The 14702-nt window shown below is 34.8% G+C and carries 13 protein-coding genes; 10 read left to right on the top strand and 3 right to left on the bottom strand.

Features of this window, described 5'->3' with window-relative positions; translation table 11 throughout:
* Positions 1 to 19: 19 nt before the first annotated feature.
* From hemY to JFU20_RS09690, 3 genes are all read left to right on the top strand, one after another.
* A complete protein-coding gene (gene hemY / locus JFU20_RS09700) occupies positions 20 to 1441 on the top strand; it encodes a protoporphyrinogen oxidase (protein WP_033706504.1) in 1422 nt (473 codons plus the stop codon).
* 217 nt (positions 1442 to 1658) lie between these two features.
* Positions 1659 to 4025: a DUF6359 domain-containing protein gene (locus JFU20_RS09695; RefSeq protein WP_201038571.1), complete on the top strand. Its 2367-nt coding sequence runs from the start codon at positions 1659 to 1661 to the stop codon at positions 4023 to 4025.
* Between the two features lie 112 nt (positions 4026 to 4137).
* Positions 4138 to 4437: a hypothetical protein gene (locus tag JFU20_RS09690; protein ID WP_002011161.1), complete on the top strand. Its 300-nt coding sequence runs from the start codon at positions 4138 to 4140 to the stop codon at positions 4435 to 4437.
* A gap of 203 nt (positions 4438 to 4640) precedes the next feature.
* Here JFU20_RS09690 and JFU20_RS09685 read toward each other — a convergent pair whose 3' ends face one another.
* Positions 4641 to 5483 carry an ABC transporter permease gene (locus tag JFU20_RS09685; protein WP_002011163.1) on the bottom strand — a complete coding sequence of 281 codons (843 nt, stop codon included), beginning with the start codon at positions 5481 to 5483 and terminating at the stop codon, positions 4641 to 4643.
* 240 nt (positions 5484 to 5723) lie between these two features.
* On the opposite strand from JFU20_RS09685, the gene JFU20_RS09680 reads away from it, so the two are divergent.
* The 4 genes from JFU20_RS09680 to JFU20_RS09665 all read left to right on the top strand — a co-directional run bounded on the left by JFU20_RS09680 (position 5724) and on the right by JFU20_RS09665 (position 11839).
* Complete coding sequence (locus JFU20_RS09680) at positions 5724 to 6125, top strand: BlaI/MecI/CopY family transcriptional regulator (protein ID WP_002011165.1); 402 nt, start codon at positions 5724 to 5726, stop codon at positions 6123 to 6125.
* 2 nt (positions 6126 to 6127) lie between these two features.
* Positions 6128 to 8026: a M56 family metallopeptidase gene (locus tag JFU20_RS09675; RefSeq protein ID WP_201038570.1), complete on the top strand. Its 1899-nt coding sequence runs from the start codon at positions 6128 to 6130 to the stop codon at positions 8024 to 8026.
* A 213-nt stretch (positions 8027 to 8239) separates the two neighbouring features.
* Complete coding sequence (locus JFU20_RS09670; RefSeq protein WP_000963369.1) at positions 8240 to 8812, top strand: TetR/AcrR family transcriptional regulator; 573 nt, start codon at positions 8240 to 8242, stop codon at positions 8810 to 8812.
* A 213-nt stretch (positions 8813 to 9025) separates the two neighbouring features.
* Positions 9026 to 11839, top strand: coding sequence for a YhgE/Pip domain-containing protein (locus JFU20_RS09665; protein WP_201038569.1), 2814 nt, complete (start codon positions 9026 to 9028; stop codon positions 11837 to 11839).
* 37 nt (positions 11840 to 11876) lie between these two features.
* On the opposite strand, the gene JFU20_RS09660 is transcribed toward JFU20_RS09665, so the two are convergent.
* Positions 11877 to 12599, bottom strand: a complete 723-nt coding sequence (locus JFU20_RS09660; protein ID WP_002166189.1) for a hypothetical protein — start codon at positions 12597 to 12599, stop codon at positions 11877 to 11879.
* Between the two features lie 185 nt (positions 12600 to 12784).
* Here JFU20_RS09660 and JFU20_RS09655 point away from each other — a divergent pair, with 185 nt between their 5' ends.
* The 3 genes from JFU20_RS09655 to yknW are packed head-to-tail and all read left to right on the top strand — an operon-like array spanning position 12785 to position 14041.
* On the top strand, positions 12785 to 12997 hold the full coding sequence (locus tag JFU20_RS09655) for a hypothetical protein (protein ID WP_033710133.1): 213 nt from the start codon (positions 12785 to 12787) through the stop codon (positions 12995 to 12997).
* Positions 12998 to 13036: 39 nt separating this feature from the next.
* Positions 13037 to 13339, top strand: coding sequence for a DUF2087 domain-containing protein (locus JFU20_RS09650; protein WP_002166187.1), 303 nt, complete (start codon positions 13037 to 13039; stop codon positions 13337 to 13339).
* A gap of 24 nt (positions 13340 to 13363) precedes the next feature.
* The gene (gene yknW / locus JFU20_RS09645; protein WP_002166186.1) at positions 13364 to 14041 is read left to right on the top strand and encodes a YknW family membrane protein; all 678 of its coding nucleotides are present in this window, start codon (positions 13364 to 13366) and stop codon (positions 14039 to 14041) included.
* Between the two features lie 175 nt (positions 14042 to 14216).
* Here yknW and JFU20_RS09640 read toward each other — a convergent pair whose 3' ends face one another.
* Positions 14217 to 14567 carry a PH domain-containing protein gene (locus JFU20_RS09640; RefSeq protein WP_374222325.1) on the bottom strand — a complete coding sequence of 117 codons (351 nt, stop codon included), beginning with the start codon at positions 14565 to 14567 and terminating at the stop codon, positions 14217 to 14219.
* Positions 14568 to 14702 lie beyond the last annotated feature (135 nt).

The raw sequence follows: 14702 nt of genomic DNA, 5'->3' as shown, positions 1-14702 counted from the left end.
GTAGAAAGGGGGAGCTTACTTGAGGAAAAAAGTTGTGATCATCGGCGGTGGCATCACAGGATTAACAACAATGTATAACTTACAAAAAGAAATTCGTGAAAAAAACTTGCCGATAGATGCATTGCTTATAGAAGCGTCTGGTAAACTTGGCGGGAAAATTCAAACCGTTCAAAAAGATGGATTTACAATTGAACGCGGTCCTGATTCTTTCTTAGCAAGAAAAGAGAGCGCAGCTAAATTAGTGAAAGAATTAGGACTTGATGCTGAACTTGTAAATAATAAGGCTGGTCAATCGTTCGTTCTCGTAAACAATCGGTTACATAAAATGCCGAGCGGTTCAATGATGGGAATTCCAACGCAAATTACGCCGTTTCTATTTTCCGGATTGTTCTCCCCAATTGGTAAACTAAGAGCTGGTTTTGACTTATTAATGCCTAGATCAAAACCAGTTTCTGATCAATCACTCGGGCAGTTTTTCAGGCATCGCCTTGGAAATGAAGTCGTTGAAAATTTAATTGAGCCATTATTATCTGGTATTTATGCAGGGGATATTGATGAAATGAGTTTAATGTCAACATTCCCTCAAATTTATCAAATTGAACAGGAGCACCGTAGTATTTCACTCGGTATGCGTACGCTCGCTCCAAAGCAAGAGAAGGCTGAATTGAAAAAAGGAATATTTAAAACTGTGAAAACCGGTTTAGAATCTATAGTAGAATCTCTTGAAACGAAGATTCCTAATGATATGGTAATGAAGGGAACTCGTATCGAAAAGGTTGCAAAACTTGGTGATAGTTATACGATTACGCTTAGTAACGGAAAAGAAATGGAAGCAGACGCGATTGTAGTTGCGACGCCGCATAAAGTATTACCGTCTATGTTTGCACAGTACAAGCAGTTTCGTTTCTTCCGTAACATTCCGTCTACATCAGTTGCAAACGTGGCACTTGCTTTCCCAAAGTCTGCAATTCAGCGTGATATTGATGGTACCGGATTTGTCGTATCAAGAAATAGTGATTATACAATTACAGCGTGTACGTGGACACATAAAAAATGGCCACATACAACGCCAGAGGGAAAAACGCTTCTTCGCTGTTACGTCGGACGCCCAGGTGATGAAGCGATTGTTGAACAAACTGACGAAGAAATTGTGCAGCTCGTACTCGAAGACTTACAAAAGACAATGGATATTACAGAGGATCCAGAGTTTACAATTGTAAGCCGCTGGAAAGAAGCGATGCCTCAATATACAGTAGGCCATAAAGAGCGAATGAAGAAGCTCACAACATTTATGGAGGAAGAATTGCCAGGTGTGTATTTGGCAGGTAGTTCTTACGCTGGTTCTGGTCTTCCAGCTTGTATTGAGCAAGGTGAGTTAGCGGCGAAACGTGTGTTATTTCATTTAGAGAAAGTAATGGAGACTAAATTAGTCGCACATTAAAATATTTCAAACAAAACGCCTTCAATTATATTGAAGGCGTTTTGTTTATTGGATAAAATACCTTTAGTCAATAAAGCTATATAAGTTATTTTGTATTATAGTTTGAAAACTTGTAAATTAAATAAATTTTGTGTAAAACTTGTCGAAATATAGTTCTATATAACGAATCATTTGATATGATAGAAATGTTGAGAAAATATGAAATAGGGAGAGGGAAATGGCTGTGAAGAAATTATTAAGTGTCTTTTTATCATTGATGTTATTGCTTTCATTTACTGGAACTTTAGCGCAGGCGGAAGAAACTACTTCTATGTCAGTAGAAAAAGCAATTCAAGTATTTAAGCAGCAAGGGAAAACGAAGGGGATAGTGGAAGGATATATCGTTGGGTATACGCAAAGTCCTTCTAAATACACGAAAGATCCGGCTAAGTTTGACGACACAAACGTGGCAATTGCCGATTCGCCAAACGAAATGAATCCAGACAAAATCATGCCTGTTCAATTGCCAAAAGGCGATGTGAGATCGGCAGTAAATGTGAAAGACTATCCTGAAAATATCGGGAAGAAAGTTAGGTTGACAGGGACGCTTGAGTTATATTTCGGTAGCCCAGGTTTAAAATCAGTAACAGCTCATAAGTTTCAAGGAGAAGAACAAAACCGCGTTAGCGATGTAGTGGCATCACCAAATGGTGGGGAAGTTGCAAAAGGAACAGCAGTAACATTAACAACGAATACAGAAGGAGCAACAATCTACTATACGTTAGATGGCTCTAATCCTACAAACAAAAGTGTTCGTTATAACGGACAAATTGTAGTGAATGAAAATAGTGTAGTGAAAGCAACCGCTGAAAAAGAAGGACTTACTTCTTCAGCAGTTTCGACATTTTCATTTATAATCGTAACAAATGAACCAGTTCGTATTCATGATATTCAAGGGAAATCACATATTTCTCCTTACAATGGGAAGAAAGTAAACAATGTGGAGGGCGTTGTCACAGCGCTTGATAAAAATGGTTTTTATATAGAAGATAATCAGCCGGATAATGATCCAGCTACTTCTGAAGGTATTTACGTATACAAAAAAGATGCGAATGTAGCAGTAGGAGATCTTGTCCAAGTTGATGGAGAAGTAGAAGAATATGTTGGACCTGGATATGCAGAGCGATTTGAAACAGACTTAACGACGACGGAAATTAAGGCGAGTCGCGTTGCTGTAATCGCAAAAGATCAACCTTTATCAGCGCCGATTGTATTAGGAGAAAACGGAGTGAAAATCCCAGATCAAATTATTGATAATGATGGATTTGGTCTATTTGATCCGAACGAAGATGCAATTGATTTTTATGAGAGTGTAGAAGGCATGCGCGTTACGATGCCAACGCCAAAAATTATCGCTCCTCAGAAAAATGGTAACCTATATGTAACAGTAAAAAATGGCGGAGATAAAGTAGTAACGAAGTATGGTACACCTTTATTAGATAAAGAGCAATTAAATCCAGAGCGCCTTTCTGTAAAAGTACCTCGTGATTATGTCGCGAAAGTAGGCGATACGTTCACTGGAGATATAACAGGCGTAGTAGGATATGACTACGGTTCGTTCCGCATTTCGCCAGTAACGGAATTACCATCTGTAGTGGACGGCGGATTTAAGCAAGTAGGGGCAAATATTCAGCCGCGTCTTGATAAGTTAACAGTTGCTACATATAACATTGAAAACTTCTCAGCGAACAAAAAAGAAACAACAGATGAAAAAGTAAAAGCGTTAGCTTATTCTATTAAATATAATTTAAAAATGCCTGATATTATCGGTGTACAAGAGATGCAAGATAATAATGGAGCAATCAATGACGGTACGACCGATGCATCTTTAAGCGCAAAACGTATCATTGATGCTGTATTAGAAATTCGTGGACCGAAGTATGAGTATGTAGAAATTGCGCCGAACAACAATCAAGACGGCGGGGCACCTGGAGCGAATATTCGCGTCGGTTTCTTCTATAACCCATCTCGTGTGAAATTAGCGACAGTACCGAAGTTACTAGATAAAAATGTAGTTCGTATTGGAGACGAAAATCCTTTATTTGAAAGTACACGTAAACCGTTAGCTGCAGAATTTACGTTCCAAGGACAAAACGTTGTTGTCATTTCAAATCACTTAAACTCAAAACTAGGAGATGCAACGCCATTTGGAAAAGTGCAGCCGCTCGTATTAAAGAGTGAAGAAAAACGAGTTCAATTAGCACAAGAAGTGAATCATTTCGTACAAGGTATTCAAGAAAAGAATACAAATGCACCAGTTGTTGTATTAGGTGATATGAATGACTTTGAATTCTCTAAACCTTTAGAAGCACTAGAGGGAACGATATTAAAAGATATGTTAAACACAGTGCCGAAAGAGAACCGCTACACGTACATTCATGAAGGTAACGCACAAGTGCTAGATCATATTTTAGTAACAAATAACATCGCACCGCACACAATTGTAGACCCTGTACACTTAAACTCAAACATTATGAAAGAACATGGACGTGTAAGTGACCACGATCCAGTACTTGTTCAAATTGATTTGAAGAAGGCTTCTTAAATAGTCGAGAAAGAACGCTTAGAAATATACTAAGCGTTCTTTTACATTATTAGGAATTCTTATGGTAAAATAGATTGAATATTCATTCTTCAATACAGGGAGGTGTAGACATATGGTAGCCCGAATAAACGGAAAATTAATGAATCAGCTTGCAATTTTTTTTAGTACGATTGTCATGCTTCAGTTTGTAGCTGATATAACAGGGCTTACACAGAATCTAGATAGTATGTATTACTTAATAAATACCGCAACTTCCTATATAACGTTTAGTTTGGCGGTTATTTTTACTTTAATCGGTGCAAGAAGAGAATTAAGTAAATATGCAATTATTACATTATGTTTAGTGGTAGCTATTAAAGCCATTTATTTTGCGGCTGTTGTTATTTTATGGGGATTGGCTGGTACGCCGTAAATGAATAAAAAAAACCTAATTTCCAAGATAACGTGAGGAAATTAGGTTTTTATCCCGCTATTCGCCGGGCAGTAAAACTCCCACCTCAAAATTCAGTTGGAGCAAAGAAGTTAGGCGGGAGATAACTGCCCGTAAAAGCCCGATTGGTGAAGGCTAATAATCAGTGGGGGATGGATAAAACCCCCACTGATTAAAGTTTCACTTTATAATGGATGAAAAGCCTTTCTACATCGATCTCGTTTTTGAAGTCTTCTCATATATCTTTTTTTGTCCCGTTGTAATCCTTTTATGTACATAAATAAGCTGACAAGGAAGAAAAATGTACATTGTAAAATGTATGGTGACATCCCGTGTAATGGTTGTTTTGGATCATATAAGTGAATAGGTGCTCCGCCTATTGTAGGGAATATTGTATTTAGCAGGACGAAGGGAATGGAAGTAACTGCCAATGGGAATAGAAGTGCCATGTAATCCTTTTGTGACCATGTGGACGCCGCTAAACCTAAGAGGGCCATTAAACCAGCGAATAAAAAATTAATCCCAATATATAGATAAATATAAGTGATGGGAGAAGAGAAATATAACTCTGCGAACATTCCGTTGCCATTTATCATGCTAGTACCGACAGTTGGATCTCCATTTGGAATTGTTAATTTGCAAAGTAATAAAGAAAGAATGAACGGTAAAGTATAAAGAAATCCCCCACAGAAAAATGTAACGATATACTTTGTAAAGGAATACGAGAATAGGGAAATTTCCTTACTTATAAAAGTTTTGAAACCATCGGATTTATCGGAATTATAACTCGTACTAAATGGTAAACTTGCAATAACAGGCATTAATAATAAATAAATATCCATTTCATTATTACGAAACCCGATCCATTTAAAAGCAGTTGCTATAGCCCCATTCGTTGCGTCTCCTAAATAACGAATTACATAATAATAATGATAAATAGAAATAAGAGCTAATCCACTAAACATAATAATTAAAGAAACACGATTACAAAAAGCTTGCCTTATATTTAAACGAAGCGCACGCATCATGACTGAAAAAGCCTCCACTATTTTTATAAATCTGTCTACTTTCTATATTACTATTAAATGTAAGGATTTTCTTGTTTTTTTATTTGTTTATTAGAAAAAGAGAAATTTAAGTGTTGTCAGGTAAGGTTTCAATACAAGACTTACAAAAGTTGTTTTTTCTAAAATATGGTTGACAATTAAGTATTACACTTGTAATCTTAAAAGTAGATTACAAGTGTAATACGAGGGGTGGAAAACAATATGACAAATAAATTACCTAAAATATCTGAAGCAGAATTAGAAATTATGAAAGTGTTGTGGTCGAATTCTCCACAAACAGCGAATGAAATTATAGAAGAACTGGAAGATACAATGGACTGGAAACCGAAAACCATCCGTACATTAATTAACCGATTAGTACAAAAGGAAGCCGTTTCTTACCATCAAGATAAAGGGCGCATGTATGCTTATTTTCCGCTAGTATCACAAGATAATTATTTACAAGTAGAAACGAAATCTTTGCTACAGCGTTTTTGCGGTGCTGCATTTAAACCGTTACTTGTAAATTTCTTGAAAGAAGAAAAATTGTCTTCAGAAGATATTAATGAACTGAAACGTATTTTAGACGAGAAGACAGAGGAGAATAAGAGGAAGGATAGATAAAAATGATAGATATGTTTATAAATATATACCTTCCTCGAATCTTTGATTGGCTTATAGAAACGTCACTTATGGCTAGTATATTAGTTGGATTTATCTTATGTATAAAAGTTCTATTTAGAAATAAGTTAACGCCGAGATGGCAATATATGTTGTGGATCGTACTAATGATAAGACTTCTTCTGCCATGGTCACCGGATAGTTCGTATAGTATTTATTCGCTACTTTCCTATAGTTCTAGTGTATCGGAAGTTATTCCGAAAAATATGCCGTCTACTGAGAGTATAGTGAACATAGAAACCAATCATACAGTGGAATTGGAATCAAATTCTGAAACTGTGACAAAAAATGGTGAACCTGAAGTAAACGCGAGTGCGGAACAACAGACTACATTTTCTTTATACAAACTTGCTCTATATGTTTGGCTAGCTGGGGTAATCGTATTAGCAGTCATAACGTTTATTACAAATAGACGTTTATATTCTTACATAAAGAAACAAGCGGATATTACGGATGAACAAGTCGTTACAGTGTTTAATCGCTGTAAGCAGTCTATGAAAATGAAGAAGGCAGTTTCATTACGTCTAGCAGGAAAGATTGCGAGCCCAACTGTTTTCAGTTTCTTTCGCCCGAAAGTATTACTATCAAAAAAACATATGAAAGCATTAAATGAGCAACAATTACAATATGTCTTTTACCATGAGATAGCTCATATTAAAAGAAGCGATGTAGCTGTAAATTGGATTATGTACAGTTTAATCCTATTAAATTGGTTCAATCCGATTCTTTGGTACGCCTATTTCTGTATGCGAGAAGATCAAGAATTAGCCTGCGATGCATATGCGCTTACGTTTATAGATAAAGAGGAGCAAATTGCATACGGTCATACAATTATTACCCTTTTAGAACATTATTCCTATCAAGTACCAAGCCTAGCAAATTTAAGTAGAAATAAACGAACACTAAAAAGGAGAATCGTTATGATTAAAAAGTTTCAAAAGAAATCGTATCGTCTTTCTGTACTTGGAGTTATTGTCATAGTTGCCATTGCATCCCTTTCTTTATTCAACGCACGTACAACGGAAGGAAAAGAAAAACAAAAGGATAAGGTAGAGCAGCCAAAGGATACTTATCAAAATGCAGTAGATATGCTGTTTGGTACAGAAGAAAATGCGAAAAAAAAATATCGTTATTCAGCAAGAGTGTATGAACAAAAGACAGATTATTTATATTTAGCTGAAAAAGCTTTAACAAAAGATGAATTCCAGCAGTACATAAAATTATATAAAGAAATTATTAATATACAGAAAAAAGGTGCTCCGAGAGATTCTGACTATGAGTCAATATTTTTTAGAGAAGAGCGTTTAACAAAAGATGATCGTGAAAAATTATATGCGCTTTATGATCAGTCAAAACCATTTGATGACAAAGTGCACGAATCTATAAATTACACGGTAAAGGAAGCGCAGGAACATGTTGATTTTCAAATTAAGAAGCCAACTTACACAATTGAAGGATACAATCAAAAGGATGAAAAGGTAAGTTATTTTATTAAGAGAAGACCTGAATTAACTATTGAATTAGAATATACAAACGGAAAAGGAAACTATACAACTTATCAATCACAAGTATTTGGAGAAAGTAAAGATCCGTTCCATGCTTTATTTGTTGTAGAAGAAAACATTGAACAGTACGAATTAGAAGGTAATCAAATATTCTATGCGACTCATAACTCAGATAGTAATTTACAAGGTATGAAGATGATTGTTCCTGCAAAAGGGAAAAATAGTGCGTATCAAATTGTCATTATTAATCATAGTTTAGAGGATCCTGGAGAAGCAGTATTTGATAAAAATGTAAATAAAGAAGAGTTAGAGAAGGTTATGCTTTCTATGTTGAAATAATAAAAAGGTGTTCTTAAGATGTATATCTCTAGAACACCTTTTCCTTTTCTCTTTTCTTCTGATAAACTATGGACAGTATGGTATACACTGACTGGAATTTTTTATACTGGAAATAATAAAAAAGAGAACTTGTATAGAATGTAAGCGTGTGGTAATATCAAAGATGTACTGATTGACTATATTATCCAATTGGTCATTTTTGGAGGTGAAGATGTGGCGATAGATCGAAAGCGTTCTATTATTGAAGCTGCAACAAAGTCTTTTTCAGCGTTCGGTTATAAAGCAACAACGATGGATCAAGTAGCGAAGTTAGCGAATGTAGGAAAAGGAACGATTTATACTTTTTTCAAAAATAAAGAAGAGCTATTTGGTGAAATTATTTCTAATTTAATTACAGAAATGAAGCAAGTTGCAGAAAATGCAATTCGTTCAGATATTTCATTTTTTGAAAATGTACATAGAGCATTATATAGCATATTAGAATTCAGAAAAGAACATCAGCTCATGATTAAGTTAATTCAAGAAGAGCGTGATATGGGAACGAAAGAAGTACAAGAAGTGATGCAACAAGTAGATGTGGAAATCGTTTCTGTCATTCAATCGTATTTAAAGATTGCGATTGAAAAAGGTGAAATTAGCAAATGTGATCCAGAAATTACAGCATTTATTATGCTTCGCTTATACGTATCGCTTATTTTTGATTGGGAAAAAAATCATGAACCGCTAGAAAAAGAAAAAATTGCGGAATTATTTGAACTTTATTTATTAAAAGGATTGTCAAATTAAGATAATCCTTTTATTATTATAAAATATGACCGAATGAACAAAATGGTCATATGTTTAATTAAGGGGGAATAGAGAAAGAAATTTCATAATGAGGAATAGTTGCATAGTATAAATTCGGGGATGAGGCATATGTATGAACAGAATATAGCCTTTTTGTTTGCATAAAAATGACCAAATGTTGATTTTGGTCATTTTTAAAAAGGGGGATAAATTATGAAATGGCATAAGTTGCTTAGCAAAGAATTTGCAGAGATTATAAAAAGTAAAAAAATATTAATCCCAATCATTGCGGTTTTATTTGTACCGATTTTATATGCGGGTATGTTTTTATGGGCTTTTTGGGATCCGTATGAACAGCTAGATGACTTACCAGTTGCGGTAGTCAATTTAGATAAAGGTGCAGAACTTGATGGGAAACCAATTGAGGTCGGGAAAGGGCTCGTTGATAATTTAAAAGATAATAAAAGTTTTAAATGGGAATTTGTAAGTGAAAAAGAAGCGAAAGAGGGAATGGAAGGCAGAAAGTATTATATGTTAGTCCGTATTCCAGATGACTTCTCAAGTAACGCTACAACGTTATTAAAAGACGATCCGAAACCATTGAACTTAGAATATATTCCAAATGAAAGTTTGAACTTCTTATCTTCACAAATTGGCGGAACAGCCATTGAAAAAATTAAAAGTGAAGTATCAAGCACGTTAACGAAAACATATGCAGAGAAAATGTTTGATTCCATTAAAGACGTCTCAAAAGGATTAGCAGATGGGGCGGAAGGAGCAAATAAACTACACGACGGATCAAGTGAACTGCATGATGGTTCAAGTAAAGTGACGGATGGCCTTCATACACTTCAAGGGAAGTCTGGGGAGATGAAGGATGGAGTTCAGAAATTAGCAGATGGATCTAATAAATTACAAGATGGATCCGAGAAAGTAACAGCAGGTTTAAATACATTAAATAGCAAAACAGGTGAGATGCAGACAGGTATAGGGAAATTACAAGATGGATCCGAGAAAGTAACAGCAGGCTTAAATACGTTAAATAGCAAAACAGGTGAGATGCAGACAGGTATCGGAAAATTAATAGATGGCTCCGGAAAAGTAACAGACGGTTTAAATACGTTAAATAGCAAAACGGTTGAAATGCAAAAAGGAATTGGTGAATTACGTGATGGATCTGAGAAAGTGACCGGTGGTTTGAACAAATTAGTAAGTAAATCCGGTGAATTAAAAACAGGAACAACTGATCTATCAAATGGTATGGAACAACTGGTTGGGGGACAAAGACAATTAGAGGAAGCTTCTCAAAAAATTGAAAAGGGTTTGCAAGATTTAAATAGTAAAGTGAAAAGTTCTGCTGCAGGTTTAGAGGAAATGCAGTCAAAAGGCCCTTCTATATTGAATACAGTAAATGAGAAAATAGATGGAGCTGGGGCGAATGTAAAGCAGTTAAATGAACTTACGCAATCAACAGCAGGAGATGCAAAAAATGCAGCGCAAGATGTAGCGAATTTACAAAAGCAAATTGAAAGTTTACCAAAAGAATATCAAGAGCAGTTACAACCATTCATAACAAGTGCTGTAAAAAATACAGCGACAGTTCAGCAAAAAGCTGCTGGAGTAGCGGGTGGAACAAATAAATTAAATGAAGAAGTAAAACAATTAAAAGGCGAAATAGATCAAAAAACAAGTGATACGCAAAACAAACTACCGAACACAGAGAAATTGGACTCTTTAACAGATAGTATTGAGAAATTAGTCAGTATACAAAAAGGATTTGTTGGAAATTTCCAAGGGTTTGGTAAGAATTTAAATGCAGCAAAAGAAGGCGCAAATAAATTTAAAAACGAATCTGGTCAATTAATTGATGCGATAAATCAATTAGAAGATGGCTCTGGAAAAGTAACAGATGGTTTAGGTGCATTATCTGCAGGGGCAAATCAAATGGCAGGTGGAGTAAATCAATTAGCAAATGGCTCAAGCCAAGTAACAGGCGGTTTAGGAACATTATCTGCAGGAGCAAACCAAATGGCAGGTGGGGTAAATCAATTAGAAGATGGCTCAAGCCAAGTGACAGGCGGTTTAGGAACATTATCTGCAGGAGCAAATCAAATGGCAGGTGGAGTAAATCAATTAGAAGATGGCTCTGGTCAAGTAACAACTGGCTTAGGTACTCTAAATGGTGGTCTAAATAAAATGTCAACTGGCTCAACACAGCTAATCGACGGCGTAAATAAACTAGCAGACGGCTCTGGAAAAGTGACTGACGGACTCGTAAAAGTAAACGACGGTTCAGGTGAACTTGCTGAGAAGCTTGGTGAAGGCGCAGAAAAAACGGGAGAAGTAAAAGGAACGGATAAAACGTATGATATGTTTGCAAGCCCTGTAAAAGTGAAGACAGAGAAACTAGCGGAAGTTCCAAACTACGGAACTGGGTTTACACCGTATTTCTTATCACTCGGTTTATTCGTTGGGGCATTACTATTATCGATTGTATACCCATTACGCGATACAGTCGGCGTTCCGAAATCAGGATTTAGTTGGTTTATTAGTAAGTTTGGTGTTTTATTATCAGTCGGTATTATTCAAGCGATAGTAGCAGATGTCATATTACTGTTCGGATTAGGTGTAGAAGTGCAAAGCATTCCATACTTCATACTCTTTAGCATCGTTACAAGTTTAGCGTTTATCGCATTAATTCAATGTTTAGTAACAGCATTCGGTGATGCAGGGCGTTTTATTGCCATCATCACATTAATTATTCAGCTTACAACAAGTGCTGGAACATTCCCACTAGAATTGATTCCGAAGTTTTTACAACCATTCAATGCTTGGTTACCGATGACATACTCTGTATCAGGATTGAAAGCAGTCGTATCAAGTGGAGACTTTAATTTCATGTGGCAAAACATAGGAATACTCATGATTTTCATCGTTGTATTATCACTTGGAACAATTGCTTCATTAACTTGGATGCATAAGCGACAATTTAGAAATGTTGCTGAAAATCAATCGGTTGAAGCGTAAATAAGAAATATAAAAAGGCACCGAAATGGTGCCTTTTTTATTGGTCTTGTTTTATTGGATGAGAAATTTTATTTGTTTTTCTATTTTTACGGAACAAGTATATACCAATACTTATAAGGATAATAGTAGCTACAATCCAAACAAATGGACCATATCTTTCAGCAAAAGTATATAGTTTCATGTTACTGGCAATGTCCTCTTTTGTTTTTCCTATTAGAATTTCTGAGCCACTATACCCTTCAAGTGTATCTCCTTTTTTCATACCAAAAATAAGAGTATCTGATTTGTTTTCTATTCCTGTATATCGGTATCCCTTACCTTTAATTGTTAATTGAGTATCATCCTTTTTTAGTGAGTAATCTTCGGTGGAAATATCTTTTCCTAACAGTGTAATTGGCTCCATTGAAAAACGGATTTCTTTTAATGCAGGAAGAGCCTCATTGTTTAGTAAGAGCTGCTTTGCAATATGCTGCTCGGTATCAATGGTTTTCCAATTTGCCTTTCGTCGTTTATATGTATTAATTTCAAGAAGTGCAAATTCTTTATTTTGAAGTTTTTCCTCTGTAATAGGTTGTGTAGTAGTTAATGTTCCTTTTAATAAAATTACACCATCTTTTGCAGATTGAAAAGAAGAGACTTCTTTCGTTTCTTGTAATGTATTGATAGCACTTCTATAATCTTTTTTTCCTAAAAGAACAGCTCCTGTATGTACAGTTAAAATAAGATATAGGATGCTTAATACTATAATAGCTTTTTTCACTATGTACCCTCCAAAGTATGTATAAATGGATTATAACATAATTTACCATATAAAATTGTTAATTTGAATAATAAGTTACAAATATAAGGGTGATAAATAAATTAAAAAAGTGTGGATGAGAGGAGTAAAAGTGAAAAGGAATTACAACAATTTACAGAGAAAACTAGAATAGAGGAGCTGATATGATGAAAGGAAATCTTACTTATTATTTTATCTTAAATCCGCTAATCATCTTTCTTGTTTACGCCCTTTCACCTATCTTGTTTCATAAAGAAAAATATATAAATATGAAAGATGCACTAGGAATACTTTTAGTTTACTATGTGCTAATTAGCGGGTATTACCTTATGGATGTTGTAAGTGAAAGAATGAAGAAGAAGAATAGTAAGGACAAATAATAAAGTTTCATTGCATAAAAATCGATGGAGGACAACAAAATGACTGAAAGTGAAATGAAATTCAGGGATACGACGATTCGTAACTTTTTCGATAAAGAGGACCGCTTAAAATCGATTCCAGGTCAAAAGAAGAAAAAACTAGTATTGTTAGAGCATTTGATTAGCAAGTTAAACGCTGAAAATCAATATACAGAAAAAGAAATCAATGCATTCATAAAACAATATCATGATGATTTTTGTACGATTAGAAGAGAGTTTATCGTGCATGGATTTATGGATCGGGAGGATAATGTGTATCGTGTAAATGGGAGAGAAGTATGGAGGAAGTGGGAAGAGTTATAAATGTAATGAGGAAGGGGGATTTTCTTGCAAGCTAGTAGTCTTATGCATGAAGAGATTTCTGGAAAACCATCGATTTTTGGGATATTCACTTCGCCAACACTACAATTCAAAAGGATGAAGAATCAAAGAAATATATTCTTTCCACTAGCCCTTTTAATTGTGCTTATTATAATTTCAAGTGCCTTAATGTCTTGGAATTCTTTAAATAATCCTGCACTCAGTATGTTTCATGATAAAACGGGATTTACTGTTCCGAAATACATAACTTTCTTTACTACATTTGGATTTTCAGCAGTCAGTGGAATCGTAGCTATACTTTTTGCACCTATATTCTATAAGAACATTATGATTTTCTTTGGAGTTGATATTAACTATAAAGAAACATTCCCGATAATCATTTATGCTTCGTTTGTATTAAAATTAGGGATGATTTTAAACGGATTAATTGCATTTTCTCTAAGTGGGTATGAGATATCTTATACAGGTTTAGGTGCAATAGCAACAGATAATATGATTCTACATACAATCGCTCAAAGAATAGATATATTTAACATTTGGTATTACGTTTTATTAGGGATAGGTTTAAAAACGATTACGAATTTAAATAAAGACAAACTTATTCCTCTTATTATTGTACTTTTCGTTTTTACTAGTTTATTAGCGAGTATGGCTGGATTTATGCAGGAAATATCTAAAGCGTAAGGATAGGTGGGAAGTATAATTATAAGCTTGTATGAAAAAGGTGGTTTGGATATGGACAAACCACCTTTTATCCCGCTATTTGCCGGGCAGTAAAACTCCCACCTCAAAATGCGGCTGGAGCAAAGAAGCTAGGTGGGAGATCAACAGCCCGTAAATGCCCGATTAGTAGCCCGCGCTAGTCTTGCATTTTTCTTTGTAGTAAGTCTATGAACTCTTCAATATTTGAACTTGTAATGTATCCCACCGTTATATATTCATCTTCATAATAAAATATTATTTTTTTGTCAAAAATTCTTCTCTTCGTTTCTATAGATACAATTTTTTCATACTCAAATTCGGCAATTAATGTATTTTTATATTGGCTAAAAAAGAGAAGTCTTCTATTAGTAGCAAGTAGCATGCCTGGATATGGGACTTTATGCGTATTTATATAGTCAGTAAGTGAACATTTTAAAGTAGATAAAATCTTTTCTTCTTTATGTAGTAGTTGTTTTACGGCTGTTAAAATTGGATTCATTGTATACATTCCTTTTATATAGATGTAAGGATATTGTATCAAAAGTGAAAAGATGCTCAATATGCAATCTTGCATATTGAGCGTTTTAGAGATTCTTAGTTTGATAGTTCCAATATTATTTTTTTTAAAAAAAGGTACGAGGTG

Source organism: Bacillus sp. TH30 (genome assembly GCF_016650875.1).
Classification (GTDB): domain Bacteria; phylum Bacillota; class Bacilli; order Bacillales; family Bacillaceae_G; genus Bacillus_A; species Bacillus_A mycoides.
This window is presented reverse-complemented; position numbering and strand designations above follow the sequence as displayed.

Coding starts and splice junctions, on each gene's coding strand:
- JFU20_RS09695 (WP_201038571.1), top strand. CDS start 1,659: ATGGCTGTGAAGAAATTATTAAGTGTCTTTTTATCATTGATGTTATTG.
- JFU20_RS09690 (WP_002011161.1), top strand. CDS start 4,138: ATGGTAGCCCGAATAAACGGAAAATTAATGAATCAGCTTGCAATTTTT.
- JFU20_RS09685 (WP_002011163.1), bottom strand. CDS start 5,483: ATGATGCGTGCGCTTCGTTTAAATATAAGGCAAGCTTTTTGTAATCGT.
- JFU20_RS09680 (WP_002011165.1), top strand. CDS start 5,724: ATGACAAATAAATTACCTAAAATATCTGAAGCAGAATTAGAAATTATG.
- JFU20_RS09675 (WP_201038570.1), top strand. CDS start 6,128: ATGATAGATATGTTTATAAATATATACCTTCCTCGAATCTTTGATTGG.
- JFU20_RS09665 (WP_201038569.1), top strand. CDS start 9,026: ATGAAATGGCATAAGTTGCTTAGCAAAGAATTTGCAGAGATTATAAAA.
- JFU20_RS09655 (WP_033710133.1), top strand. CDS start 12,785: ATGAAAGGAAATCTTACTTATTATTTTATCTTAAATCCGCTAATCATC.
- JFU20_RS09650 (WP_002166187.1), top strand. CDS start 13,037: ATGACTGAAAGTGAAATGAAATTCAGGGATACGACGATTCGTAACTTT.
- JFU20_RS09640 (WP_374222325.1), bottom strand. CDS start 14,567: ATGTATACAATGAATCCAATTTTAACAGCCGTAAAACAACTACTACAT.